Origin of the sequence: Streptomyces xanthochromogenes, assembly GCF_014650455.1 — a bacterium.
GTDB lineage: Bacteria > Actinomycetota > Actinomycetes > Streptomycetales > Streptomycetaceae > Streptomyces > Streptomyces xanthochromogenes.
In genome coordinates this window covers 65,881-90,746 of sequence record NZ_BMUZ01000004.1, presented here as the reverse complement: position 1 = coordinate 90,746, position 24,866 = coordinate 65,881, and the positions used below count along the sequence as shown (strand labels likewise).

Annotated in this window: 20 protein-coding genes; 10 read left to right on the top strand and 10 right to left on the bottom strand. The window is 70.4% G+C overall.

Features of this window, described 5'->3' with window-relative positions; translation table 11 throughout:
* Positions 1–23: 23 nt before the first annotated feature.
* From IE267_RS11310 to IE267_RS11290, 4 genes are all read right to left on the bottom strand, one after another.
* Entirely contained in the window at positions 24–860 is an 837-nt protein-coding gene (locus IE267_RS11310) for a dioxygenase family protein (protein WP_189763096.1), read from the bottom strand.
* A gap of 144 nt (positions 861–1,004) precedes the next feature.
* Positions 1,005–1,922, bottom strand: a complete 918-nt coding sequence (locus tag IE267_RS11305; RefSeq protein ID WP_189763095.1) for an AraC family transcriptional regulator — start codon at positions 1,920–1,922, stop codon at positions 1,005–1,007.
* A gap of 426 nt (positions 1,923–2,348) precedes the next feature.
* Positions 2,349–3,122 (bottom strand): TIGR03084 family metal-binding protein, encoded by a 774-nt coding sequence (locus tag IE267_RS11295; protein ID WP_189763093.1) that lies wholly within the window; start codon positions 3,120–3,122, stop codon positions 2,349–2,351.
* A gap of 120 nt (positions 3,123–3,242) precedes the next feature.
* A complete protein-coding gene (locus IE267_RS11290) occupies positions 3,243–4,139 on the bottom strand; it encodes a hypothetical protein (RefSeq protein ID WP_229861014.1) in 897 nt (298 codons plus the stop codon).
* A 95-nt stretch (positions 4,140–4,234) separates the two neighbouring features.
* Between IE267_RS11290 and IE267_RS11285 the strand changes: the two genes are divergently transcribed.
* The 5 genes from IE267_RS11285 (at position 4,235) to IE267_RS11265 (ending at position 10,995) form a co-directional block, all read left to right on the top strand.
* Positions 4,235–5,440, top strand: a complete 1,206-nt coding sequence (locus IE267_RS11285; protein WP_189763092.1) for a CapA family protein — start codon at positions 4,235–4,237, stop codon at positions 5,438–5,440.
* Between the two features lie 185 nt (positions 5,441–5,625).
* Entirely contained in the window at positions 5,626–7,860 is a 2,235-nt protein-coding gene (locus IE267_RS11280; RefSeq protein ID WP_189763442.1) for a HAMP domain-containing protein, read from the top strand.
* Positions 7,861–7,867: 7 nt separating this feature from the next.
* Positions 7,868–9,337 (top strand): poly-gamma-glutamate synthase PgsB, encoded by a 1,470-nt coding sequence (gene pgsB, locus IE267_RS11275; protein WP_189763091.1) that lies wholly within the window; start codon positions 7,868–7,870, stop codon positions 9,335–9,337.
* Positions 9,338–9,401: 64 nt separating this feature from the next.
* Entirely contained in the window at positions 9,402–9,884 is a 483-nt protein-coding gene (locus tag IE267_RS11270) for a poly-gamma-glutamate biosynthesis protein PgsC/CapC (RefSeq protein ID WP_189763090.1), read from the top strand.
* Positions 9,885–9,918: 34 nt separating this feature from the next.
* Positions 9,919–10,995 (top strand): C40 family peptidase, encoded by a 1,077-nt coding sequence (locus IE267_RS11265; protein ID WP_189763089.1) that lies wholly within the window; start codon positions 9,919–9,921, stop codon positions 10,993–10,995.
* A 53-nt stretch (positions 10,996–11,048) separates the two neighbouring features.
* Here the strand turns inward: IE267_RS11265 and IE267_RS11260 are convergent, their stop codons facing one another.
* Positions 11,049–12,179, bottom strand: a complete 1,131-nt coding sequence (locus IE267_RS11260) for an NADH:flavin oxidoreductase (protein WP_189763088.1) — start codon at positions 12,177–12,179, stop codon at positions 11,049–11,051.
* Positions 12,180–12,412: 233 nt separating this feature from the next.
* On the opposite strand from IE267_RS11260, the gene IE267_RS11255 reads away from it, so the two are divergent.
* Positions 12,413–12,892 (top strand): MarR family winged helix-turn-helix transcriptional regulator, encoded by a 480-nt coding sequence (locus tag IE267_RS11255; RefSeq protein WP_167155879.1) that lies wholly within the window; start codon positions 12,413–12,415, stop codon positions 12,890–12,892.
* Here the strand turns inward: IE267_RS11255 and lanL are convergent.
* Entirely contained in the window at positions 12,889–15,531 is a 2,643-nt protein-coding gene (gene lanL, locus IE267_RS11250) for a class IV lanthionine synthetase LanL (RefSeq protein ID WP_189763087.1), read from the bottom strand. The two genes, IE267_RS11255 and lanL, sit on opposite strands and share 4 nt — an antisense overlap.
* Positions 15,532–15,658: 127 nt before the next feature.
* Positions 15,659–15,814: an SflA family class IV lanthipeptide gene (locus IE267_RS11245; RefSeq protein WP_167151550.1), complete on the bottom strand. Its 156-nt coding sequence runs from the start codon at positions 15,812–15,814 to the stop codon at positions 15,659–15,661.
* Positions 15,815–16,172: 358 nt separating this feature from the next.
* Between IE267_RS11245 and IE267_RS11240 the strand changes: the two genes are divergently transcribed.
* Entirely contained in the window at positions 16,173–16,841 is a 669-nt protein-coding gene (locus tag IE267_RS11240; protein WP_189763086.1) for a DUF4097 family beta strand repeat-containing protein, read from the top strand.
* Positions 16,842–17,331: 490 nt separating this feature from the next.
* Here IE267_RS11240 and IE267_RS11235 read toward each other — a convergent pair whose 3' ends face one another.
* Both IE267_RS11235 and IE267_RS11230 read right to left on the bottom strand, forming a co-directional pair.
* The gene (locus IE267_RS11235; RefSeq protein WP_189763085.1) at positions 17,332–18,387 is read right to left on the bottom strand and encodes a tartrate dehydrogenase; all 1,056 of its coding nucleotides are present in this window, start codon (positions 18,385–18,387) and stop codon (positions 17,332–17,334) included.
* 69 nt (positions 18,388–18,456) lie between these two features.
* Positions 18,457–19,344 carry a LysR family transcriptional regulator gene (locus IE267_RS11230; protein ID WP_189763084.1) on the bottom strand — a complete coding sequence of 296 codons (888 nt, stop codon included), beginning with the start codon at positions 19,342–19,344 and terminating at the stop codon, positions 18,457–18,459.
* Between the two features lie 253 nt (positions 19,345–19,597).
* Between IE267_RS11230 and IE267_RS11225 the strand changes: the two genes are divergently transcribed.
* Complete coding sequence (locus IE267_RS11225) at positions 19,598–20,194, top strand: chloramphenicol phosphotransferase CPT family protein (protein ID WP_167155878.1); 597 nt, start codon at positions 19,598–19,600, stop codon at positions 20,192–20,194.
* A gap of 9 nt (positions 20,195–20,203) precedes the next feature.
* Here the strand turns inward: IE267_RS11225 and IE267_RS11220 are convergent, their stop codons facing one another.
* Positions 20,204–23,140: an AfsR/SARP family transcriptional regulator gene (locus IE267_RS11220; protein WP_189763083.1), complete on the bottom strand. Its 2,937-nt coding sequence runs from the start codon at positions 23,138–23,140 to the stop codon at positions 20,204–20,206.
* A gap of 322 nt (positions 23,141–23,462) precedes the next feature.
* On the opposite strand from IE267_RS11220, the gene IE267_RS11215 reads away from it, so the two are divergent.
* Positions 23,463–23,864 (top strand): hypothetical protein, encoded by a 402-nt coding sequence (locus IE267_RS11215; RefSeq protein WP_167151544.1) that lies wholly within the window; start codon positions 23,463–23,465, stop codon positions 23,862–23,864.
* 113 nt (positions 23,865–23,977) lie between these two features.
* A complete protein-coding gene (locus IE267_RS11210) occupies positions 23,978–24,856 on the top strand; it encodes a hypothetical protein (protein WP_189763082.1) in 879 nt (292 codons plus the stop codon).
* Positions 24,857–24,866 lie beyond the last annotated feature (10 nt).

Genomic DNA, 24,866 nt, shown 5'->3' with positions numbered 1-24,866 from the left:
CGGTCGCCCGACCGGACCGCAGGTCAGCCGCGCTGCCAGAGCGCCGGGACGTTCGGGGGCTCCCACCCGCTGATGGCGGTGTGGGCCTGGAGGCAGCGGTACGTCGAAGCGCCGTAGGTGACGACATCGCCGGCGTGATACGAGGTCCCCGCGGCCCAGGTGCCCGACGGAGGCGTTGTGGGCGGTGTGGTCGGACCCTGGGGGGCATCCAGGACGAAGTCGAACGTTGCAGCACGTGCCGGGCCGACCTGGCGGACGTCCATGAGCAGGCGTGCGTCGAAGATGGTGTCGGTGCTGTTGCGCGGCTCTCCGGGGAAGTACAGCTGCGTGGTGACGACCGGCTGTCCGGGCGACTGCAGCTTCACGTGGAGGTGCCGGGTGCGCCCCGGGTACAGACCGGGCACGATGGTGGTCAGGGTGAACGCGCCCTGAGACGTGCTGAATTGGTGGCCGCGGAAGCCGAAGCCGACATTGTCGTAATTGCCGTTGTCGTCGGCTTGCCAGAAGTCGAGGAGCGCGCCGGCGATCGGCTGGCAGGTTCGGCTGAAGACGTATCCGGTGACGGTCAGCCGCGTTCCCGGCGTGCTGTTGGTGACCAGTGAGGTGCGCAGGGGTGAGTCGGGCTTGAAGTACGGGCCTTCGATCTGCTCGATGGTCGGTTCGTCCCCGTCGTGGCATGAGGGAGTCGCCTCCAGGGACCTCGCTTTCGTTGTGCGGTCGCGCGCCAGCGCCACGCCGCCGCGGGCGAGCAGGGGAGTCGCGCCGAGTGCGGCCGCGGCGCGCAGGACCGCTTTGCGACTGACCCGGGGGGACGTGGCGCTTTCGGTGGGCACATCGAGCGGTTCTTCGGAAGCGGGCATGGCGGGCCTCCTGTGGTGGGGCTGGGGACAGGTGAGTCACGGGCTTGCCGACCGGGCCCGCTGCCGGGGATTGGTGAGGCGCAGCGGGACCCGGTCGGCAGGCTGTGGGGGTGCTGAGCGAGGTGTCTGGCGGCTGCAGCCAAGTTATGTGCTGTCCGGGCGGGCAGCGATGGACTCGACCCGGGGATCGTGGTGATTTCCTCCGGCGTCCGCCCGGAACTCGCCGGGTGACATGCCGGTCTCCCGCCGGAAGAAGCGGCAGAAGTAGGCGGGGTCCTCCACGCCGACCAGGGCCGAGACTTGACGCACCGTCAATTCGGTGCCGACGAGCAGCCGTTTGGCCTCCAGGGTGCGCTGCCGCCGGATCAGGCCACCCGGCGTCAGCCCGGTGGCCTGCCGTACCAGCGTCTGGAGATGGCCCGGGGAAACGCCGAGCTCCTGTGCGTACGACTCGACCGACCGGCGGGTGCCGCCGGGCAGGCCGACGAGCCGGGTGAAGTCCGCCGTCACTTCGGTCGCCCGGCTGCGGACCGCGCTTCTTTCGCCGGTCGAACAAGTCCGCAGCGCCCGGACGATGAGGATGCGCAGACTGGCGCGCAGCAACTGGTGATAGCCGGGCCGGAGGGCCCGGTACTCGTCCTCCATGTCGGCCAGCAGCGCTTCTATGGGCCCGGATTGGTTGCCGGAAGCGTGGCCGGGCCCGGCGGACAGAGTGCGTAGTGCGGCCACGTCCTGGGCGCGGGAGAGCAGGAAGTCCTCGTTGAAGAGAACCACGTGGCCGGCGAGGCCTTCCGCGTTCTGCCAGTGATGGACCTGGCCGGGGGAGATCACGCACAACTGCGGTGGGTCGAGTGTCCGGTGGGCCGAGTCCAGCACGTGGGCGCCATGGCCGCCGGTGACGTAGACGATCTCGAAAAAGGTGTGGCGATGGGGGAAGTTCGCGCGGGAGAGCGCGCCGATGGTGTCGAAGGTGCCGATGGCGAAGGGGAGGAGGTGCGGCAGGGGGACGTCCAGGCGATGCAGCGGGATGTCGAAGCGCCGGGTGTTCCGTGGCTCGTCCATCCTGGCAGTCTGGGACAGCGCGCTTTTGCGGTCCAGACCAATCGCTGTGATCGGGCCACACCTCCGTGCCTCGTCCCTCGCCCGTCGTCCGACGGCAGCGAACGCGGTTGCGGGTGCGGTGGTGCGGCCCGAACGGTCGAGCGGTCCGAGCGTGGACTCACTCCGGCGTTTCTGAACTCCTGACGGTGCGGGAGGCCCGCCCCTGGGTCACCTCGGCGAACCACCAGGTACCGGCCACCACGCATGACCACAGCAACCCGTTCACCATCGCCGCGGGCCACGGCTTTTGCTCGGCCCACCGTTCCACGGCAGTCAGCATCGCCCAGCCGATCAGGAGTACGCACACGAGCCGTACACGTCGATGTTTGAACATGGGCTCCCGGCTACCCCATGGCTCACCGATCACACTGCTGCGCGACCACCCGCTCAGAGGAAGACGCGGGCGATCTCCAGCCAGGTCTGGGCGTCTTGGCCGGTCGCCGTCAGGTCGGTCCGGGACAGGGGCCGGCGGCGGGTGACGCGCAGGCAGAAGTCCAGCGCGGAGCCGCGCACCCGCTGGGTCGCGTCCTGCGGGCCCCAGGCCCAGGTCCGGCCGTCCGGGCCGGCCAGTTCGACCCGGAACGGCTGCGTCGGCGGCGGCAGTTGGGCGGCGGCGAACGACAGGACCACGCCCTTGATCCCCAGCAGGGCCACCGACTTGAGCCGTGCCGTAGCGGGGTGCGCGACGTCCACCGCGTCGAAGACGTCCTGCCCGTGGGCCCAGGTCTCCATCACCCGCAGGGGCGCCATGAGCGCCGGGGTCACGGTCGCCCCGAACCACGGGAACTCGAAGTCGCGCGGAACCGAACACAGTGCCGCGACCACATCGGCGCGACCGGCACGCCATTGTTCAAGGAGTACCGGCCGCGGTCGGGCCGCCGCTGCCGCGGCGACGTCGTCGGCGTACTGGCTGCCTGCGGCCTCGGCCTGCTTGTTCACCGCTTCGAACGCGTCGGGGGTACGCACGGCGACCAGTACGTTCGCATCCGCCGCGGCGAGGTGGGCGATCTGGTGCGCGATCGTCCAGCCCACTGCGGGGGTGGGCCGCATCCAGTCACCTTCGGCGGACACCAAGGCGTCGAGGAGGTCCCCCTCGGCGGCCAGATCCGACAGCACGGGGTCGTAATCCACGTCGGAGACATCGATGTTGTAGTTCAGCACACAGAAGTCTACCGCTCGTGATGAGACAACTCGCCTTCGCTGAGCGGTAGTTGGGCGTGCTGCGTGGGTGGAGACCGGGTGTCCACGACGCGCCCTCCGCTCCGGGGGACGTGACGGGGCTCAGCGCGGTGCGTTCTCGCTCCATCCCACCAGCAGCTCCCGCAGGGCGGAACGGGCCTGTGTCTGCTTCCCTTCGTTCCCTTTGTTGCGTGCGGACGGGGAGAGCTCGGCGTGGACGAAGGTCCCCGAGCGCTTCTTCGCGTCCTCGCCCTGGACATTGGTGGTGCCCTCCAGCGGGCATCGGTCGGACCAGCTCCTGCAGACCCGGAGGTCGCGGTCCTTCATGAAGTCCGCCAGCCGCGTGGCGCTCCCGGTGGCGCTCCGGGCCGCGCCGGTGGAGAGGATGGCGTCGTAGGGGCGGTCCCGTTCCTTGGCGAACCCGTGCAACTGGACACCGGGGATCGCGCGCTTGTGCATCTCGGCGACGACGGCGTGGAACACGCTGTCCGTACGGTGGGCCACGTCCGCCGCGTCGCCTCGGCCCGCCGTGCGGTGGGCGCCCGCGAGGACGAGCGCGCCCCGGGGTGTTTCCTCCAGAAGGCGCGCGCCGAGGTGTTCGGTGCCGCTGTCGGAAACCGGGTGGGGCACCTGGACGCTCCAGCGGACTTCGGCGTCGGCGTTGACGTACAGGCGGCCCCAGCGCTCCCGCGGCCCCGGCTTCCGGGCGGCGACCTCGTCGTAACGCCGGCCGGAGGCCGCGTCCGTGAGGCGGGACAGATGGAATCCCGCCGTGGCGAAGAGCTCCTCGGCGCGGGCCGCGTCGCCGTCCAGCAGATGGCCGACCCCCTGTGCGATCCGCTTCCTCTCCTCGTCGGAGGGAGGCGTGTACGGCCTGCGGTCGGCCGCCTTGCGGGCGTAGTCGACGATCCTGCTGTCGAGGTCGACCAGTTCACGCGGGGCCGACCGTCCCTTTTCATCGTCTTCACGCTTCTCCGGTCGGCATGCGACGAGAATCACAAGAGATGCAGCGAGGCAAAGGAAGCAAAGGAAAAGTAATGCCCTCGTAATACCCCGAGGACTCCCGGCCAGTTTCGCCATGCGAAGATCGGGTCGTGACATTCTGTAAATCTCTCCCTACAAGTCGTGCGCTGGTCCTCGTCGCCGCACTTGCCGTCCTCGGGGCGGCCTGCGCGGCGAATCCTTCGGAGTCGCAGGTCAAGCCCGGCGGACGGTCCTTCACGGTGGCCGCTGCCGGAGATGTTCTCATCCATCCCGAGCTGGTGGACCAGGCGGCCAAGGACGCGAAGAGGACCGGTAAGGGGAACGCAGGGCTCGACTTCGGGCCGCAGCTGGCGGGAATCCGGCCCGTCATCAGCAAGGCCGACCTGGCCATCTGTCACATGGAAACACCCGTGGGCGGCCCCAAAGGCCCCTTCGAGGGCTATCCGGAATTCCTGGTACCGCCGCAGGTTCTCACGTCCCTCAAGGATGTGGGATACGACACCTGCTCCACCGCCTCGAACCACACCTTCGACCACGGCCTGCCCGCCGTCCGCCGCACCCTCGACGCCATGGACAGGGCGGGCCTCGGCCACGCCGGGTCGTCACGTACGCCCGCCGAGTCGCAGAAGCCCAACATCCGTGACGTCAATGGCGTCAAGGTGGCCCACCTCGCCTACTCCTGGGAGTCGTTCCTCAACCCGACGCCCGAGAAGGAGAAGTGGGCCTTCAACCGGATCAGCACGGAGGAGATCAAGAAGGCCGAGGCCCGCGCCCGCGAGGCGGGGGCCGAGGTGGTGATCCTCTCGGTGCACTGGGGCCTTGAGCACTACAACGAGCCCAGCGTCCCCCAGCTCGAACTCGCCCAGCGCATCACCAAGGAGACCGGCATCAACCTGGTGATCGGACACCACGCGCACGTGGTCCAGCCGATCGAGAAGGTGAACGGCACCTGGGTCGCGTACAGCCTCGGCAACCAGCTCGCCCGCCACTCCTCGCCCTCCGGCCTCACCGAGGAAGGGGCGATCGGCTGGTTCGAGTTCCGGGAGACCAAGAAGGGCTGGGACGTCGTTCCCCGGTACCGCACGACACTGGTCGACATCCCGCCCGAGCCCGACGACTCCACCGAGAAGCTGCCCCGCGACGCCGTACAGGACGTCCGGCTCGTCGATGTCCGCGCGGCCCTGGAGCACCCCGACGAGCTCCCGGCGGACCGCCGCGCCCGCTACCGCCTCGCCGCGGCCCGGGTCGAGGGATTCCTCTTCAACCGGGGAGCCCCGGGCCGTGACGGCCTGGCAGAGCTGTCCCTCAAGGACTGAGCCGGCCCCGGCCGTTCGACCACCAACGCCCTTGCGGCGGCTCGCCATTCGCTTGCCGGCCGCCCTTCCGTGTGCCGTGCCGCGGGAGCCCGAGCCGCAGGAATCAGGAAAGAACAGACGTGACATCGAAGAAGGCGCCGTACTCCGTGCGCGGAGGGCGGCGACGAAGCCGACGGCGCGCGGACATGCCGCTGCTCGGCGGCATCCGGCCGCCGATCGCGGTCCTGTGCATCCTCATCCTCGCCCTGTCCGGGCTGACCGCCAAGGTGCTCGGGCCCGTCGGCGACGCCGTCGTGCCCAAGGCCGTGCTCTCCTCGCAGCGATACTTTGCGGAGGACGGCGCGATCGCGCTCCGCTCGTCGATCGACGAACGCATCGCCGACCTGCAGCGCACCGCCACCGCGGTCAACTCCGGGAGCTCGGTCAAGCCCGAACGCGTCCTGTCCGACCTGAGCCGTGCCTACCAGAAGTGGACCGGCACGACCGTCCTCGACCTGGAGAGCGGCGAGGTGCTCGCGGCCCGGGGCGAGACGATCCCCCTGGGCTGGCTGGACGAGGACACACTGACCGGTGGCAAAGCCCTCAAGCCGCGCATCGTACGGCTCGAGACCGGCGACGTCCGCCTCATGACGATGGTGGTCCTGGAGCAGGCCGGACAGTCCCAACAACTCCTCGTCGCCGCCAGCAGTCTGACCGTGCCGGCCATCAACCTCGGCCCCTTCCGCAGCATGTCGGTCGTGGCCGAGGACGGCGAAGTGCTCGCGACCGCCGGGTTCGAACGGGCCGAGTCGCTCAACTCGGACCAGGAGCGCGCGGAACTGTCGTTCAACCACCAGCAGATGACCCGGCTCGCCGACCAGGCAGCCAAGCGTGCCGAGCAACACCCCGTCCGCGCCAAGGAGCCGGGCGCCCGGGGCTACCCCGGCGTCAGCGGCACCCTGCTCGGCGGGGAGCACAACGGCCGTGTGGCCACGGCCGGTTACGCCTCGCTCGCCTCCTCGGACCCCGACGAAAAACAGAGCGTGGCAGCCGGACTCGGCCTCAGCGTCGTGTCCCTGCTTCCCGTGGTCCGGCAGGAGGCCGGCCAGTCCGACCGCGCGCTGCTCGGCCTGGCCGCCGCCGGAGCCCTGGTGCTCCTCGGTGTCGTCGCGGTCGCCGTGCTGTGGCGGAACGTGCAACGCCCGCTGCTCCACTTGTTCCTGGAGTCCCGCAGGCTGGCGCGCGGCGATCTGCACCGGCCGGTCTCGGTGCCCAAGCGCGGCGAGGCCGCCCGCATCGGCATCGCCCTGGAACGTCTGCGCCGCCGGTTGACCGGTGACGACCCGGCCGCCGGTCCGCCCGCCGCCCGGCGCCGGATGGGCACGCGCGGACCGCTGGTCATCACCGGCGTCCTGCTGCTCCTGTGGTGCGTTCCGGTCGGGCTGCTCCTCAACCGCACCGACGCGACCGTCAGCGTCCCCACCACCATCGTCAACGACCAGCGCGAACGCACGGACATGATGGCCGACCGACTGCGCCGGGCCCTCAACGAAGCACAGGCCGACCTCGTCTCCGTCTCCCACCTGATCGAGGAGGGGAACGGACAGGGGACGGACAGCCTCCTCAAGGACGCCCTGGCCAAGCACAGCCGCTATCAGTCCCTCTACGTCGTCGACTCCTCCGGCACCGTCTCCGCCCGCGCGGGCGGAGAGCCGCACGCCTGGAGCAACGGCGAGGACCAGCCGGAGTTCCAGGTGGGCGGCAAGGGCGGCAAACTGCCCGTCCTCCAGGCCTCCGCGCCGGTGGCCGAGGGCAAGGGCGGCACCCTGGTCGGGGAGATCCGCGTTCAGTTCCTCAACTCGCTGCTCGTGCGGCCCGGCCTGGGCGAGGTCCGGGTGGTGGACGCCGACGGCCTGACCATCGCCTCCAGCGGTGGGTTCACCGCCTTCGAGAAACTGCCGGGCGGGGCGCTCGACGACCTGGTCCGGGCGGCCAACGTGCGCGTCGGGGCCGGCCCGGTCGAGAACGGGCTCCTCATCCGCGGCGGGGGCAAGGTCACCGTGGCCGCGGCCGCCCCCTTCTCCGGCGGCGGTGTCACCGCCGACATCGGCTGGACCCTGGTCAGCCGGCAGGACGCCGGACACCTCCGGATCGCCCCGTACGAACGCGAGGACCGCAGTGTCCTGGCCGGGCTGCTCGGGCTCGCGGCCGTCATCGTCTGCCTCGGCTGGATCCACCTCGTGGTCGTCCGGCCGCTGCGCGCCCTGGCCACCAGCGCCGAGAAGCTCGCGGACGGCGACCTGAAGACCGTGCTGTACCCCCGTTACCAGGACGAGGTGGGAGCCGTAGTCCGAAGCCTCGAACTCCTGCGTCAGCAGGCGCAGGCCCACCGACAGAACCCAACGCACCGGACCGCGGACCCCCGCGTCGAGGGAAAGTGACAAGGTCGTGCTCTACCTCTACTTCGTGCTCCTGATCAGCGGGGCGGCCCTGCTCATCGCCGGCATCGTCGAACAGCGGCGCCACTACGCCGCCCTCCACGCGATCCCCACCCGGGTCCTCGTCAACGGCATCCGCGGCAAGTCCTCCATCACCCGTCTGTGCGCGGGTGCCCTGCGCGGCGGTGACCTCGTCACGGTCGCCAAGACGACGGGAACGGCCGCGCGCTTCATCCACCCCGACGCCACCGAGGAGCCGGTCTACCGCAAGTTCGGCATCGCCAATGTGGTGGAGCAGATCGGGATCGTACGACGGGCCGCCTCCTACCGGCCGCATGCGCTCGTCATCGAGTGCATGGCCGTCATGCCCGCCCTCCAGGAGGTCAACCAGAGCAAGCTGATCCGCTCGACCATCGGCATCCTGTGCAACGTCCGCGAGGACCATCTCGCCGAGATGGGCCCCACCCTCGACGACGTGGCCCGCTCGCTGTGCCGCTCGATGCCGGAGGACGGCATCTGCGTCACCGCCGAGAAGGACCGCTTCGCGATCCTCCAGGAGGAGGCGGACGCACGGAACTGCCGGCTCGTCTACGCCGACCCCGACACCGTGTCCGACGACGAACTGCGCGGCTTCAGCTGGTTCACCTTCAAGGAGAACGTCGCGATCGCGCTGGTGGTGGCCGAACTCCTGGGCGTGGAGCGGTCCGTAGCCCTCCAGGGCATGTACGACGCGCCGCCGGACCCGGGTGTGCTCTCCGTGGAGCGCTACGTGACGCCCACGGGCAACCGCCTCGCGTTCGCCAACGTCTTCGCCGCCAACGACCCCGAGTCCACCTTGATGAACGTCAACCAGCTGCTCGACCTCGGAGCGATCAGCCGTCCTCTGAACGTCGTCATCAACTGCCGCCCCGACCGGGTCGAACGCAACGGGCAGATGGGCGAGATCATCCCCGATCTGAAGCCGGAGCACGTGTTCGTCATCGGGCACCCCGCCAAGAGCGCCATCGACGCCGTTCCCGCCGAGTGGCGGGACAGGGCCGTGGACCTGGGCGGCGAGAAGCGCGCCGCCGAGGAGTTCATGCCGGTGATGCTGGACGCGATGCCCGACGGTTCGTCCCTCGTCGCCATCGGCAACATCCACGGGCAGGGCGAGGAACTCCTGGAGTTCCTCGCCGAACTCCCCGCGGACGACACCCCCGCCACGACCGGACCGCGGAACCCGCACCCGGCCGTCGTCCAGCCGGCCCGTCCTGACCCGTACGCCGCCCACCCCATGGCCTACGAAGAGGGCCGCCGGCCGGACCGGACGGCAGAGTTCCCGAGCCTGCCGCATCCCGCCTCCACCCCCGGCGGGTGGAATCCGTCGGCGCCGTACGGGTCCGGTCTCGGGGAGCCCGAGCCCGAACTCACCGAATGGCCCGGCCGGTTCGGCCCCGCCCGACACGACGGCCCGGACGCTCGCCGGCCGCGTCAGCCATGACCCGCCGCGCCCGCACCACGCGACCGCCCCGCCTCACGCCTCGCTTTCCTGCCCGGAGTTCCCGTTGACCACCGCAGCCCTGACCCCCGAGATGGCCGCCCTCGGCATCGCCATCGGCCTGCTTTTCTCCCTGCTGTGCTACCTCACGACCAACCTCTCGCCGGGCGGAATGATCACGCCGGGCTGGCTGGCGCTGACCCTCATCGAGGACCTCCAGCGTGCCGCCATGGTCGTCGGAGTGACCGCCCTGACATACGCCGGAACCAAGCTCATGCAACGGCTGGTCATCCTTTACGGCAAGCGGCTGTTCGCCGCGGTGGTGCTGCTCGGTGTGCTCCTCCAGGCCACCGTGATCATTGTCCTGTCGATCGAATTCCCGCTCATGTACGGCAACCAGACCCTGGGCTTCATCGTGCCCGGGCTCATCGCCTACCAGCTGGTGCGCCAGCCCAAGGGGCCGACCCTGCTGGCCACGGCCACGGTCTCGTTGCTGGCCTACATCGTCGTCGCCGCCGGGCTGCTGCTCGGCATCATGCCCGGTGTCTGAGAACGGCCCGATGACCGAGAACCGAGGGAGAACCATGGCTCGCAAGAAGAAGACCCGTCCCGTGCTCGCGGGCGTCACCATCCTCGGGCTCGTCGGAGCCTCGGGATACCTCACGCTCGAACTGCGCAAGAAGGACGAGCCGGGCGTCACGCAGGTCCGCAACGTGGGTGTGCTCAACGGGAACCGCGACAAGACGGCCGGCCCGGGGACCGCGGGAGACCGCTGGTCCCGCCTCGACCACCCCGCGCGCAGCGTCCTGCGGGGCGCCGACGGCCAGATCAAGGCCGTCCTCAGCGACGGCGCGCGAACCGCCACGCTCAAGGGCCCCGAGCGCACCTTCGCCGAGCCGGCCGCGACGGCGTCCAAGGTCTCCACGACCGACTGGGTGCGGCTCATGCCCAAGCCCTGGACCAAGGGCGCCGAGAGCGAGGAGTGGTTCAGGACCTGGTACAAGCAGTACGCCGACAGTCGCGAGGACGACATCTTCGCCATCGCGTTCCAGTACGGGGCGGGCGCGCCGGAGCGCAAGGAGAAGGACGGCCGGGTGATCGCGGGCGACGCCAACTTCGGACCCCTCAACACCACCGGAGCCGAGGGCGGCGACCTGCGCCTCGAACAGTCCGACTTCTACGACTACATCGGTGCGCCCTACCCCTTCCGGGACGGCGTCGTCGGCAAGCCGGAGGCCATACGCGCCCGGTCCCTGGACTGCTCGGGCTTCATCCGCATGGTGCTCGGATTCCGGTCGCGCTACCCGCTGATGTCCTCGGACAAGTCAGGCAACGGGTTGCCCCGCACGGCGAACGGGATGGCCCGCTCCAAGGAGGGCACGGACGTCCTGCCCCTCAAGGGCATCGCACCCAAGGACCGGCCCTCCGCCATCGACCAGCTCCAGCCGGGCGACCTCGTCTTCTTCAAGCTCGACACCCGCACCGGCCAGCGGCTCGACCACGTCGGCATGGTCGTGGGCCACGACACCGAGGGTCACTTGATCTTCGTGTCCAGCCGCGAGGAGGTCAACGGCCCGACCATCGGCGACATCGGCGGTGTCTCGCGGCTGGACGGCAACGGGTATTACGCCAAGACCCTGCGCAGCGCCAAGCGCCTCTGAGGGGCGCGTCTTCGCGAAGGCCGGCCGTCCGTCTCCGGACGGCCGGCTAACGGTCAGTGGCTGAGCGACTTGAGGGCGGCCGCGTCGTACGGCTTCAGCTCGTCGAAGCGGTTGCCGAGCACCTTCGCCGCCCACCGCGGGTCCTGGAGGAGTGCCCGGCCGATGGCGACCATGTCGAACTCGTCGCGCTCCATGCGCTCCAGGAGGTTGTTGATGTCGCCGAGCTCCGCCCCCTCGCCGGCGAAGGAGCGGAGGAAGTCGCCGTCGAGGCCGACCGAGCCGACGGTGATGGTCGGCCGCCCGGTGAGCTTCTTCGTCCAGCCCGCCAGGTTCAGGTCCGAGCCCTCGAACTCCGGGAGCCAGTAGCGCCGGGTGGAGGCGTGGAACGCGTCGACGCCCGCGGCCGCCAGCGGGGCCAGGATCGCCTCCAGCTCCTCCGGAGTCTGCGCGAGCCGGGCGTCGTAGGCCTCCTGCTTCCACTGCGAGTAGCGGAAGATGACCGGGAAGTCGGCCGGGACGCGCTCGCGGACCGCCGCCACGATCTCCGCGGCGAACTTCGTGCGGGCCACCGCGTCGCCGCCGTAGGCGTCGGTGCGGCGGTTGGTCCGCTCCCACAAGAACTGGTCGAGCAAGTAGCCGTGGGCGCCGTGCAGTTCGACACCGTGGAAGCCGATCCGGTGCGCCTCCTCGGCGGCGTCCGCGAACGCGCCGATGACGTCGTCGATGTCGGAGAGGGTCATCGCCTTGCCCGTTCCCTCCGTGCCGTCGACGCGGATGCCGGAGGGGCCGACGGCGGGCGCGTCGGGGTAGGGGGCCTCGCCCTGCTTGCGCACCATGCCTATGTGCCACAGCTGGGGGACGATGGTGCCGCCCGCCTCGCGCACGGCCGCGGCGACCTTCGCCCATCCCGCCAGCTGCTCCTCGCCGTGGAACCGCGGTACCCGGTCGCTCTGCCCGGCGGACTCGTGCCCGACGTAGGTGCCCTCGGTGACGATCAGGCCCACACCCGCGGCGGCCCGGCTGGCGTAGTACGCCTGCACGTCCTCGCCGGGAACGCCGTCGGGGGAGAACATCCGGGTCATCGGAGCCATCGCCACGCGGTTGGGGACGGTGAGGCCGTTCAGGGTGACGGGCCGCGACAGGATCTCGGCGGCGCGTGAGGCGGTGGACGTGGTGACGGTCATGCGGGTCCTCCGGATTGAGGCTGTGGCTCGCTGGAGTGACAACGAGAGAAGTGCATCGTACACATGTTATGTATCATGCATATTGCGGCGCCCGGGCGGACCGGGAGCCGTACACGGTCCGGCCTGCGGAGGCATCGCGGAGACTTCGCGGAGGCTCCGGTCCGGGAGTCCGCGATAATGAAGCGCCGCAAGAAGTGGGAGGCGATGTGCTGGAAAAGTTGGAGCGAGAGCTGATGCTGCTCTCACGCCACCAAGTGCTCGCCCGGCGTGAACGCGACCCGGAACGCCTGGAGCGGTCGGCCTACCTGCTGCTCAGCCGGATCGACACCCAAGGCCCCATGTCCATCGGACAGTTGGCGGAGGCGTTCGGGCTCGACACCTCGACCGTGAATCGCCAGACGGCCGCGCTGCTGCGCTGCGCACTGGCCGAGCGCGTCCCGTGTCCGGACGGCGGCATGGCCCGCAAGCTGCGCATCACCCCCGAGGGCCGGCGCCGGCTCGACGGAGACCGGGAGGTCAACCGGGCGTGCCTGGCCCGGGTGGTCGCCCACTGGTCCCCCGAGGAGATACAGGAGCTCGAAGACGTCCTGGTCCGCCTCAACCGCAGCGCCGAGGCCCTCGAAGGACGGCACTGGCCACGCGAGGAGGAGGGCGGGACGAGCGCCGCGTGCCACCCACCTGTTCCCGGCGCATCGGCCCCGCGAGCCACCTAGGAGGGCGGCGACCACAGGCGGTCGCCGCCCCGGTCGCGCAGCCTCCGCAGGAAGGTGAGCACGCCCGTGCTGCCGGTTGCCCAGGCCACGTCGGAGCCGATGAGGGTGTTGTCGGGGAACAGGGGCCGGCTCCCGCCGCCGCTGCGCGCCAGGATCAGGGCGGCGACATCCTCGGCCGCCCGCCACATCTCGTCGTCGTCCGTGGCGACCGCGGCGTCGACGAGGAGGTCGCCGATGCCGGACAGGCCGCAGCACTGTGAGACCAGGCTCATCCGAGGGGCGATCCGATGGCAGGCCCGGGCGCCGCTCAGGCCGAGGGCCAGCAGGTCTCCGTCCTGCTCGGCGGTACCCGCTTCGACCAGCACGGCCGCCATGCCCGCGAGCCCCCGGCACCACGAGCCGTAGCGACGGCTGGCTTCGGGGCGTTCGACCGTGGCCAGCAGGGCCGGCACATGTGCCGCGAGGGCGTCGAGGCCGGAGAGCGCGGCGGCGCGCACGACCGGGTCGGCGGTCACCCGCTGGTACGCGTAGAGGAAGTGGACGGTGCCCGCGGCGCCGTGGGCGAAGCCCAGTTCGTACGCCGCGTCCGACGAGGACGCCGGACGCGAGCGTTCCGCAGCCGCACCGATGACGGCCCCCCGGGCCAGGAGCGCGGCGGCACAGTCGGCCGCGGTCGCGAGATGGCGAGCCGCGTGGGTGGCGCGCCCGTCGGCCGCGGCCCCTGCGGCCAGGATCAGGTGGCCCGTGCCGGTGCCCGCCGCACCGCCGATCTGGTCGCCGGTGCCGTCGGGCGGGGACGGGTCGGAGGGCGGCGGCCCGGCGGGCCGCCCGGCGGCGCCCAGGAACAGGTCGACGCCGGTGCGGCCGATGTACAGTGCCGCGTTCAGCCGGGCCAGTTCGGGATGCCGTGCGGTGCGGCGGGCCAACTCGTCGACGGCCCGGGCAACTCCAGGCCGGTCCAGGTGATGCAGGAGTTCCAGGCCGACGCCCGCCGCGCCCGCGTAGAGGGTGAGCGAAGAGCCCGGGTGGTGGGTGCCCGGCCCGCCGCACAGCCCTGGCGCCTCGGCCACGCCCCTCGCGACGGTGTGGCCGATCAACTCGTCCAGGAGCGCGGGGGAGGGGCGTGGTACGGGCGAGACGGCACACCTGCCGGGCAGGGCGGGCAGGGCCGCGGTGAACCGCCTTGCGGTGGTGGTCCGTTCGACCGGATCGAGGCTCATCAGACCGCCGATCAGATCGCGCAGAGGCCGCAGATCGGTGCCGGGCGCGGCGGCGGCAAGGCAGGCCAGCGTCCGGTCGCGGTTGATCGTGCGGTCGGGGTCGACGACGACCGGGTCCATTCCGGTGAGCGCGTAGTGCAGGGTCGCGCCGAGCGCGTAGAGGTCGTCGGCGGGTTCGGGTGCCTCCCCGGCCCGGTACACGGGCAGGGAGTAGCCGGGCGTCGCACCGGCCGGGCGGTCGCCGTCCAGGGCGCTGATGCCGAAGTCGACGATGCGGGCCGCTCCGTCGGGGCCGAGCACCACGTTGCGGGGTTTGAGGTCGCCGACGACCACCGCGCGGTCGTGAAGGGCATCGAGGATGGCCAGCAACTGTCGCGCCAGGAGCGTGAGTTGAGCGGCCGCGCTGTCGCCACGAGCCGCGTGGGGGCCATGGTCCAGAATGTCGCGGCGCAGGTCACCCGGCCCGCAGTCGGTCATGACGAGGTACTCGTCCTCGCCGTGCCTCAGATGGTCGAGAGCGCGTGGCACACCGTCGGTGCCGGCCAGGGCCGCCAGCACCCGGTGCTCGTGACGCAGTCTGCCGAGTGCGTCGACTCCCTGCTCGTCTTCCGCCACGTAGGGCCTGGCCTGCTTGATGACCACGCGATCGCCGGTCGTCGTGTCCACGCCCCGGTACACGTCCCCGCGCGGCGAGCGGGCGATGCCCGTCGTGATCCGGTAGCGGCCGCCGACGAGCCGTGCGCCCGGGACCTCGGCGGGGGCGGGCCGGCCGAACGGGTCGGTGGCCCAAGGGGGTTGGAGGTATCGGGCACCTCCTTGCGAGGTGAACGTCCGGCCGTCGGGGCCAACCATGACGGGCGCTCTTCCGTCCGGGGAGGTGATGCGGAAGGGGCCGTAGCGGTAGTGCACCGGTGAGCCGGGACGTACACGTCGGTCGCTGAGCACGCGAGGGCCGGTGCGGCCCTCCAAGGCGCAGGCCAGTTCTTCCGCGATCGCCACGAAATCCCCGTCGGGCGGGTAGATCGTGGCTGCCTTGCCGACGAGATGGGGATGGCGCTCGCCGCCGTTGAGGTCCCGCAGCACGGACGGGCCGACCGCGAACTTGGCGTCGCAGGTGTGGCGCAGCAGGACAGGAACGATCAGGTCCACGATGTCCAGGAGGTCGTCGGCACGCGTGGAGACGTGGAGCTTCCAGCCGTGCTCGCGCACGGGCATCTCGGGGTCCAGCAGGTAGAGCCAGCAGTCGTCGGCTGCGAGGCGTCGAGGGGCACCGGACAGCAGCGCCTCGACGCGCCGCCACAGGAGGCCGGCGCCCTCGTGGAAGTCCTCACCGCGTTCCCGCGGGTCCCGGGCCTGGGGCGGCAGGGCACCACGATGGTCCCGCAGGTCCTGTACGTCGTCGTGCCGGGCCGGTCGCATGTGTTCCCCGTTTCCCGATCCCGCGTTCTCGTTCCTCTCACGCTGCCGCTCGGGCGGCAGGGTCTGTCGCCGCGCAAGGGGTGCCGTGCCGCTGTGGCCGCGCCGGGCCACAGCGCCACGGCGGGCCTCAGTCGCAGGCGACCCGGGTGGTGGCCGTGGGCCACGGGTCGGCGAGGCAGGCTTCGATGCGGCGCGCGGTGTCCACGTCGTCCTCGAACTCGATGAGTTGCTCCTCGATGTCGAGCGGTCCTGCTTCGCGAATCTGGAGTTCCAGGGGGCTCATGGCGATCCTTCCCGCTTGTCCCGGTGAAATGAACGGGTGACGTCGTCGTGCATGCGGACAGAGAGCTGTGCACTGGTCGACGGCATATGCGCCGGCGGCTCGAACAGCAGGAGCCACTACAGCCCAACCGGGTCCAGGGCCGAAGCCCGTCGAAAAGAAAGCCGAAAGGAAACGGGGACACGAGCCGTCGGCGCCCGCGGTACGTGAGGTCGGCCGATGACGTGCGGGGCCCGGGGCCGCGTTCCACGTGAAACAGGCTGAAGCCGCAGTGAGGCGCCGCTGAAACCCGCGCGGCTCATTCTCCTCAGGACAACGCGGCCACGAGGTCGCGAAGGACAACGAGAAGTCGGAGCACGTCATGCAGAAGTTCGCCACCACCGCCCCCGTCAGCGCCATCCTGGACATCCCCGTCGGCCGGGTTCAGGTGACCGCGACCGACGAGATCGGAGCCACCGTCGAGATCAAGCCCGTGGACGCTTCCAAGGGACGTGATGTGAAGGCCGCGGAACAGACCAGGGTTCACTTCGCGAACGGTGTCCTGCGCATCGAGACGCCGATGAAGAACCAGTACTTCGGCAACTCGGGGGCTGTGGACATCTCCGTCCAACTCCCGTCCCGCTCCCGGCTCATGGCCAAGGCGGGCGCGGCCGGGTTCCGCACGGCCGGTCCCCTCGGGGACGTCGTCTTCGACGGGGCGCACGGTGCCGTCCAGGTCGACGAGGCCGCGAGCCTGCGGCTGAGCGTGCACAGCGGTGACGTCCGGGTCGGCCGTCTCGGCGGCGACAGCGAGATCACCGTGGCAGCGGGCGACATCCACATCGACGAGGCCGCACGCGGCGCCCTCACGCTGAACACCGGTTTCGGGACGATCACCGTCGGCGCGGCCCATGGCGCTTCGGCAACTCTGGCCGCGGACACACACTGCGGCCGTGTCCACCATGCGCTCAGGAACGCCGACGGCCCGACGGCCGACCTCACCATCCAGGCGACCACCGCGTACGGGGACATCACCGCGCGCAGCCTGTGATCGTGGGTGCGCCGCACGCTGCTCAGAGCGCTGCCAGGACGCTCGCGTCCCCCGGGTGGGTTCCCCATCGACCCGGGGGACCGGCCCTCGCAGCGCCCGCGGTGCACGCGGCCGGGGTGCATGAGCGAACTCTTGACAGGTGCATGGGCCGTTGCGAGGCTTACTCCGGCCAACGCGAGCTTGATCCGCGGCAGTTGCTCCGTACGGCACTCCGTTTTCCGACCGAGGCATTCGGTCGGTGTTGTTCCGTTGCTCCGGCTCCTCGACGGACCCGGGACATCGGTGCGCGATCTCCTCGGCCCGCTCACCGACGAGGCCCGCGCGGAAGACGGGATGAGCCGGGAGGAGGCACGGCCTGCGACGAGGGAAGGCGCACGTCGTCTCCTGGAGACCCTGGAGCGTTTCCGAGGTGTCGGCCGGTCAGGACACCGGGGGCGATCGCGGTGAGTACCCGCAAGTGAAGTGAAGCCCCGCCCCGGCCGTGCACGGGTCACAGAAGTCCGAGGAGCCCCTCCGTGAACTCGGTCGTGGTGGCGTTGCCGCCGAGGTCGGGGGTGCGCAGGTCCGTCCTGGCGAGCACCGAGGCGATGGCGTCGGTGACGTCCCTGGCCGCTTCGCACTCGCCGAGGTGGTCGAGCAGCAGAGCCGCCGACCAGATCGCCCCGATGGGGTTGGCGATACCGCGCCCGGCGATGTCGGGGGCGGAGCCGTGGACCGGCTCGAACATGGAGGGGAAGGTGCGCTCCGGATCGAGGTTGGCGGCCGGCGCGATCCCGATGGAGCCGGCCACGGCGGCGGCCAGGTCGCTGAGGATGTCGCCGAAGAGATTGGAGGCGACGACCACGTCGAAACGGGCCGGTTCGAGTGCGAACTTCGCGGCCAGCGCATCGATGTGCTCCTGCTCCCAGGTCACCTGCGGGTGGTCCGCACCGCGCTCGGCGACCAGCTCGTCCCAGAACGGCATGGTGTGCACGATGCCGTTGGACTTGGTGGCCGAGGTGAGCCTTCCGCCGCGCCGAGCCGCCAGCTCGAAGGCGTAGTCGAGGACTCGGGTCACACCCGAGCGCGTGAACACGGCCTCCTGCACGGCCATTTCCTCCGGAAGGCCCCGGTTGAGCCGGCCGCCGATCTCGCTGTACTCACCCTCGACGTTCTCGCGGACGACGACGAAGTCGACCGCTCCGGGAGCGGCGGCACGCAACGGACTGTCCACTCCCTCGAAGACGCGGATCGGCCGGAGGTTGACGTACTGGCGAAAGCTCCGCCGGATCGGGATCAGCAGTCCCCACAGGGAGACGTGGTCGGGCACGCCCGGGTGGCCGACCGCGCCGAGCAGGATGGCGTCCTTCGTACGAAGGTGGTCGAGGCCGTCCTCGGGCATCATCGCGCCCTCACGGACGTAACGCTCACACGACCAGTCGTAGGAGGTGTACGAAAAGCCGAAGCCGTGGCGTGCTCCGACGGCGTCGAGCACCTGCTGGGCGGGCGGCAGGACCTCGGCTCCGATGCCGTCGCCGGGGATGAGTGCGATGTGGTGGTTGGTCATGGCCCGATTGCAGCAATCAGGCCGCGGAACCGTCCAAGACGCCCTGCCGATCTGCCTCATAGGACACGCCTATGTGCCCGCGACGGCGGCAAGGGCGCAGGTCAGGAATGCCTCGGCGGCCGGAGACTGCTCGGCGCGCCGACCGATCAAGGCGATCCGCAGCATCGACTTCGGTTCGATGTCCAGCACGAGTGCGCCGGCCCGTTCGGCCATGTCGCGCCATGACTCGGTGACGACGGCGATGCCGACCCCCGCAAGGACCAGGGGCAGGATCGCCACCCGATGCTCGGTCTCCGCGGCGATGGTGAAGGCGATTCCGCGCTCGCGCAGCCCATCGACGTAGGCGCGCATCCCGGTGCCCCGCTGCCCGACGATCAGCCGCTGTCCGGCGAGCTCCGTACAGTCCACCGAACTGCCGCTGGAGAACGACCCGTTGCGCGGGGTCACCAGCACGAAGCGCTGCTCACCCACGACACGCGAGACGACCTCCGTGTCGGGCGGGGGGCCGGACGTCGCGAGGAGACCGAGCTCGGCGGCGCCGGTGCGCACCATGTCGATGACATCGCGCGCGGTGAAGGCGGCCCGGATGTTCACCGACACACCGGGATGGCGGCCGGTGAAGCCGCGGATCATGGTGGTGAGCGGCTCGACCGCCTGGGACGGCATGACGGCGATGTCCAGGCGCCCCTCGCGCAGTTCGCGCACCGCGGCGACCCTCGCACGGGCCGTCTCCAGACTCCGCACCGCCGCCCGGGCGGGTTCGATCAGCGCGGTGCCGGCCTCGGTGAGTACGGCCCGGCGGCCGATCCGATGGAACAGGCTGCTGCCCAGGTCCCGCTCCAAGGCCCGAACGGCCTGGGACAGCGACGGCTGCGAGAGGTAGAGAGCCGACGCGGCCCGGCCGAAACCCCCGTGATCCACGATCGCGAGGAAGTACTCCAGCTGACGAACGTCCATGCCCACATCTTGGTGCCACGGCACCTGCGGGCGGGCCCCCGCTCACCGGGCCTTGATGGCGCCGCACGCGGACGGCACGATGAAGGCCGCTTCCCATCACGTGTGCACTGTCGCACGGGGCCAGGGGGAACCATGGGTGAGGCGGCTCACCGACACCGCGATGGCGGAATACACCAAGGTGGGCGAGGGGCTCGTTGCGCGATCGAGTCAGGCGTGGGGCATTCTGGCCGGCAATCCATGTGAGCATGTCCGCATGGCAGTTGGACGGATCATCTTCCTCAACGGCACGTCCAGTTCGGGCAAGTCGAGCATCGCGCGGGAGTTGCTCGACATCCTGGACGACGGCGTGTTCTTCCATCTCGCGGTCGACAGCTTCAACGCGATGCGGACGAAACGGAACCTCGCGCAGGAGGAGCTCGACGCGGCCCTGCGCCGGACGAGGATGGGTTTCCACCGCTCGGTCGCCGCCATGGCCGAAGCGGGCAACGATGTCGTCGTCGACCATGTGCTCAGCGAACCGTGGCGGCTGATCGACTGCCTGAGCGTGCTGCGTCCGCAAGACGTGCTGTTCGTCGGCGTCCACTGCGCGCCTGCCGAACTGGCCCGCAGGGAGCGAGCGCGTGGCGATCGACCTCCGGGGCTCGCGGCACTGCAGTACGACGTGGTGCATCAGCATGGCGACTACGACGTCGAATGCGACACCAGCACGGCCGGCCCGCGCGAATGCGCCACGTTGATCAAGGAATTCCTTCCGCACCGGCCGACGCCCACCGCCTTCGCCCGCCTCCGCGCACGGTATCTGGGGGGCTCCCGCGAACCATCCGTCTCAGGAGATGCGCGCACGCGGTAGATCCCCGCTTCACGGCGACGACGGTCGCGCCGGATCAACCGTCTGGTTCATTTCGCCGATCGCCTGCCACAACATCCCCGCCCGCTTGCGGTGTTGGGAGGCCGAGTCGTGGACCCCGGCCGCGGCGTCCAGGTCGCCGATCAACTGCCAGCAGGTGGCCTCGTCCTGGAGGTCGCCGTGCCGGTGGAACAGGCCCGCCGCGTGTTCCAACGCCCGGCCCGCCCGGTCGCGGTCGTTCTGCCCGGCGTACACGCGTCCGACTTCCAGCAGTGCGTAGCCGGTGCACCGCTCGTCGGCCAGTTCCTCGAAGGTGGCCAGCGCCTGCCTCAGGCAGCGCAGCGCCGCGTCCGGATCGCCGCGCCGGTCGTGCAGGCGGCTGAACCGTCGCAGCACGACGGCCACACGATGCTCGTCGTGCAGCGCCTCGGCCAGCCGCAGGGCTCCGGTGAACCAGGACTCCGCCTCGTCGAGTTCACCCTGCATGAGCCGCATCACGCCCATGGAGCACGACAGTTGTGCCTCGATGTGCCGATCGCCCTCGCCGACGGCGATGGCCAGCGCCTGCTCGACGCGCTCAAGTGCTTCGTCGTCGCGGCCCTGCACCCGGCTGACCGTACTGAGCATCGCCACCGACAGCGCCTCGCCGCGTTTGTCACCGGTGTCCCGGCACAGCTCGATGGAGGATTCGAGGGCGCGGGTGGCCCGGTCGAACTCGTCCTGATAGATGTGCAGTTGGCCAAGCCCGCGGAGCAGGACCGACGTGCCGGGCGCGTTGCCGGCCGCTTGTGCCGCGTCCAACGCGAGCCGGTGTCCGTGCTGCCAGTCCTGGTACAGGCACCGGTGGTCGTAGTAGGTCGCCGTACCGGCCGTCAGCTCCCAGGCCAACTCGTCGAGGCCCCAGTCCACGGCCAGTTTCACCGCGCCGAGGAGGTTGTCGCGTTCCGTGTCGAACCAGCCGAACGCATCGGCCATGAGCCGCTCCACGACGGCGTCGGGCAGCGCCCGGCGCGGTGCCGAACCGTGTGCGGCGGCCAACAGCCCGCCCGGGAGACGGTCGGTGCCGCGCCTGACCAGATCGAGCCAGACGGACAGCACCCGGACGATCGCGTCCCGTTTGTCCGCCGTCGCCAGCGGGGCGGCGATTTCCACGGCACAGGTCCTGATCAGGTCGTGCAGCCGGTACCGCGGCTCGCCGAGGGCGTCGGTGGCGGTCAGCCGCACCAGGCTGGCATCCACGAGGGCGTCCAGTACCTGCTCTCCGTCCGAGCGGTCCAGAAGCGGGCCGACCACCCAGCCGGGCAGGGTGTACGCGCCGAGCAGGCCGAGCAGGCTCAGCGCGCGTACCGCGTCGGCCGGTAGCAGCCGCAGGCTCAGCTCGACGCTGGCGCGCACGCTGAGGTCCCCGATCCTCAGCTCGGCCAGCCGCCGGGACTCGTCCTCGATCCGTTCGCGCAACACCCGCAGCGACCAAGCCGGGCGGCCGGTGAGTTTGCCGCTGGCGATCCGGATCGCGAGTGGCAGGTTGCCGCAGCAGTCGAGGATCGCGTCGGCTTCGTCCGGTTCCCGCTCGACCCGTTGCCGCCCGACGATCCCGGTGAACAGTTCCCGCGCCTCTGCCGGGCTGAGCACGTCCAGGTCGATGTGCCGGGCCCCGGGAAGTTGCGTCAGCAGCGTGCGGCTGGTGATCAGCACGGCACACCCGTCGGCTCCGGGCAGCAGCGGCAGCACCTGATCGGCGTGACCGGCATCGTCCAGGACCACCAGCATGCGACGGTCCACCAGGAGCGACCGGTAGAGCGCCGCGCGCTCGGACAGGGCGTTCGGGATGGCGCTGCCGGCTATCGACAGCGCGCGCAGCGCTTCGGCCAGCATCAGCCCCGGGTCCCGGGGTTCGTCCGAGGTAGCCGCGAGGTTGAGGTAGAGCTGACCGTCGGGGAAGCTTCCGCGAGCCAGCCGAGCGGCGTGTGTCACCAGGCAGGACTTGCCCACACCGGGGCCGCCCACGACGACGACCACCGGCGCCCGGTTCGGTGCCTCCCCGTCCAGCAGCCCGGAGATCTCGGCCAGCGCCGACGAGCGGCCCACGAAGTCCGGAACATCCAGGGGCAGTTGACGTACCGGCAGAGCCATGGCCAGCCCGGCGGTCACCGTGTCGGAACGCTCCGACGACGCGTCCGAGGGACGATGGGCGGGGGCGGGGGCGGGGGCTGAGTTCGGAGCCGGAGCCGGAGCCGGAGCCGGAGCTAAAGCTGGAGCTGGAGCCGGAGCGGGAGACGGGTCCGGAGCGGTCAGGGCGGGATCCGCGGTCAGGATGCGCTGATGCAGCGCTTGGAGCGCCGGGGTGGGGTCGACGCCGAGCTCGTCGGCCAATGTCCGGCGCAGTCGTTCGTACACCTGCAGTGCCTCGCCCTGTCGGCCACACCGGTAGAGGGCGACCATGAGGTGCTGGGCAACGTCCTCGTCGTAGGGGTGCTCGCGGAGCAGATCGGTCAGTTCGTCGATGACCTCCCGAGGGCGCCCCAGGCCGAGTTCGACGGCCAGGCACTCTTTGTGCGTGGCCGCACGTCTCTCGTTCAGCCGTGCCGCATCGATCTCCAGAACCCGGCTGGAGACATCGACCAGGGCGTTTCCGCGCCAGCAGGAGAGCGCCCTCCGGAGCGCGACAGCCGTGTCGAGCGGAGCCGCGCTCCGGCCGGCGAGCTGCCGCTCGTGCTCGAACTCCAACAGGTCGAGCTGGGCCCGGGCCAAGTGCATCTCGTAGCCGCCGCGACGCGTACTGATCAGGGAGCGGGGAGCTCCGCAGGCGACGAGGTTGCGACGCAATCCGGAAACGGCATCCTGGACTTGGCGGACCGCGGTGGCGGGCGCGTCCGAGTCCCACATCACGGCGACGAGCCGTTCCATGGGAACGATGCTGTTGGCGTCGATCAGCAGTGCAGCCAACATCTTGGCCTGCCGCGGCCCGTTCAACTGGACCGAACGTTCGGCGATCTGGGCATGTAACGGCCCCAGTAAGCCGAATTTCATGTTCCCCCCGGCACGTGACGATTGGCGCCCATCCCCCGGCTGACCTCGCACTAGGACGAATCTAGGACGGCCGACGGATGTGTGTCCATAGCGTCTCCTGAGCACGGGCCGCCGACGACCGCGGACCGGCCATGAATGAGGGGCGTGCCTTCGCCCGGTTCCCGGGCGGCGTCCGGGCCGGTAGGCGGGGGGCGGAGGCCGTCTCCTCTCGGCAAGACGACAGAAGGAGCTGGGATCAACGATGCCTCGGAACTGGAAGACCTTCGGCGCACTGGCACTCGCGGGGTGCTGCGCCACGATCGGCCTCACCACGGGAGCCGCTGAGGCGCAGACGCGGGTAACGACCGGCAACGTCACAGAATCCGGCCCGTACAACGACTCCGGCAGGACTGGCAACTACCAGTTCGTGGCGAACAATTGGGACAGTCGTTACCAGCGCTACCAGCAGTCGCTCGTCTGGGTGTCCGGGCAGGACGGCGGCAAGGACATGGCCCACTGTCTCCGGGGGAACGGCGGTGGGAACTGGTACGAGTCCTCGATCGTGGCGCGCAACGGTACGAACTCCTCGCACTACGACTGCACCAACAACGGTACGTACAACCAGGGCTTCGACCAGGTGGCCGTCGATCTGAGCAACTGGTGACAGCTGCCTGAATGGGCAAGCACGTGCCTTGGTGCGCCCGCACGGGTGCACCAAGGCGCACCGGTCACCAGCAGGTGAGGCGTGAGGCGCGCGCCGTAAGGCGTGAGTGGCCAGTGGCCAGTGGTCAGTCGAAGGAGGAGGACCGGACGATGCCGGGCACACGCAAGACGGTGGTGGTCGCGCTGGCCGTGCTGATTGCCGCGCTGGTCGCGGCAGGGTTCGTGTACTTGCCGTCCGACGACGGCCGGCCCGCCCCGGCGACAGCCGACACCCGTCGTTTCGTGCTGATCCTGGCAGGCGTGTCCGGCGCATCGGAGTCGGGAAAGTTCGACCTCGAAGTTGCCGCTCGCACGGAGGCACGGACATCCGCCTGCATGGAGTCGCACGGCTTCCAGTACCTGCCCAGGAACCCGCACAGCGTCGTCGATGTGGAGGATGCCTCGGACTTTTCGAGCCTCGACTACGCGCGCGGGCACGGGTTCGGGATTTCGGTGTTTCCGCACTTCGCCCCCGATGCTCCGGCGGCCAAGGGATACATCAAGACCCTTTCGGCCGCCTCTCTCAAGTCATACGACGCGGCCCTCCCCGGCTGCGTCGAGAGCTCGCAGCGGGCGACCGAAAAGGAGTACGGCATTCCGGAGGCCAACTCCGAGTGGACCCGGGTGGACGGCGAGGTGCAGCACGACGAACGGTACCGAGCGGCACTTGAGACGTGGCGAGCCTGTGCGGCGGCCGCCGGGCATCCGGCGCAGTCCCGGCTCGCGCTCATCACGGACCTGCGCAAGCAGTACACGTCGGTGATGGCCGCCCTTCGCGGTGGGGACCAGGTGCTGTCCCAGGATCAGCTGGCGGCGCTGGCCGCGCGGAATCCGACCTGGCAGAAGTTCCATCGAGCGGAAGTCGGCGCCGCCGTGGCGACATTCCCCTGCTCACAAGCTGCCGACCGGACGTATGCCTCCACCTTCCTGCAGTACTTGGATCATCAGGGTTGAGGGCGGTTGG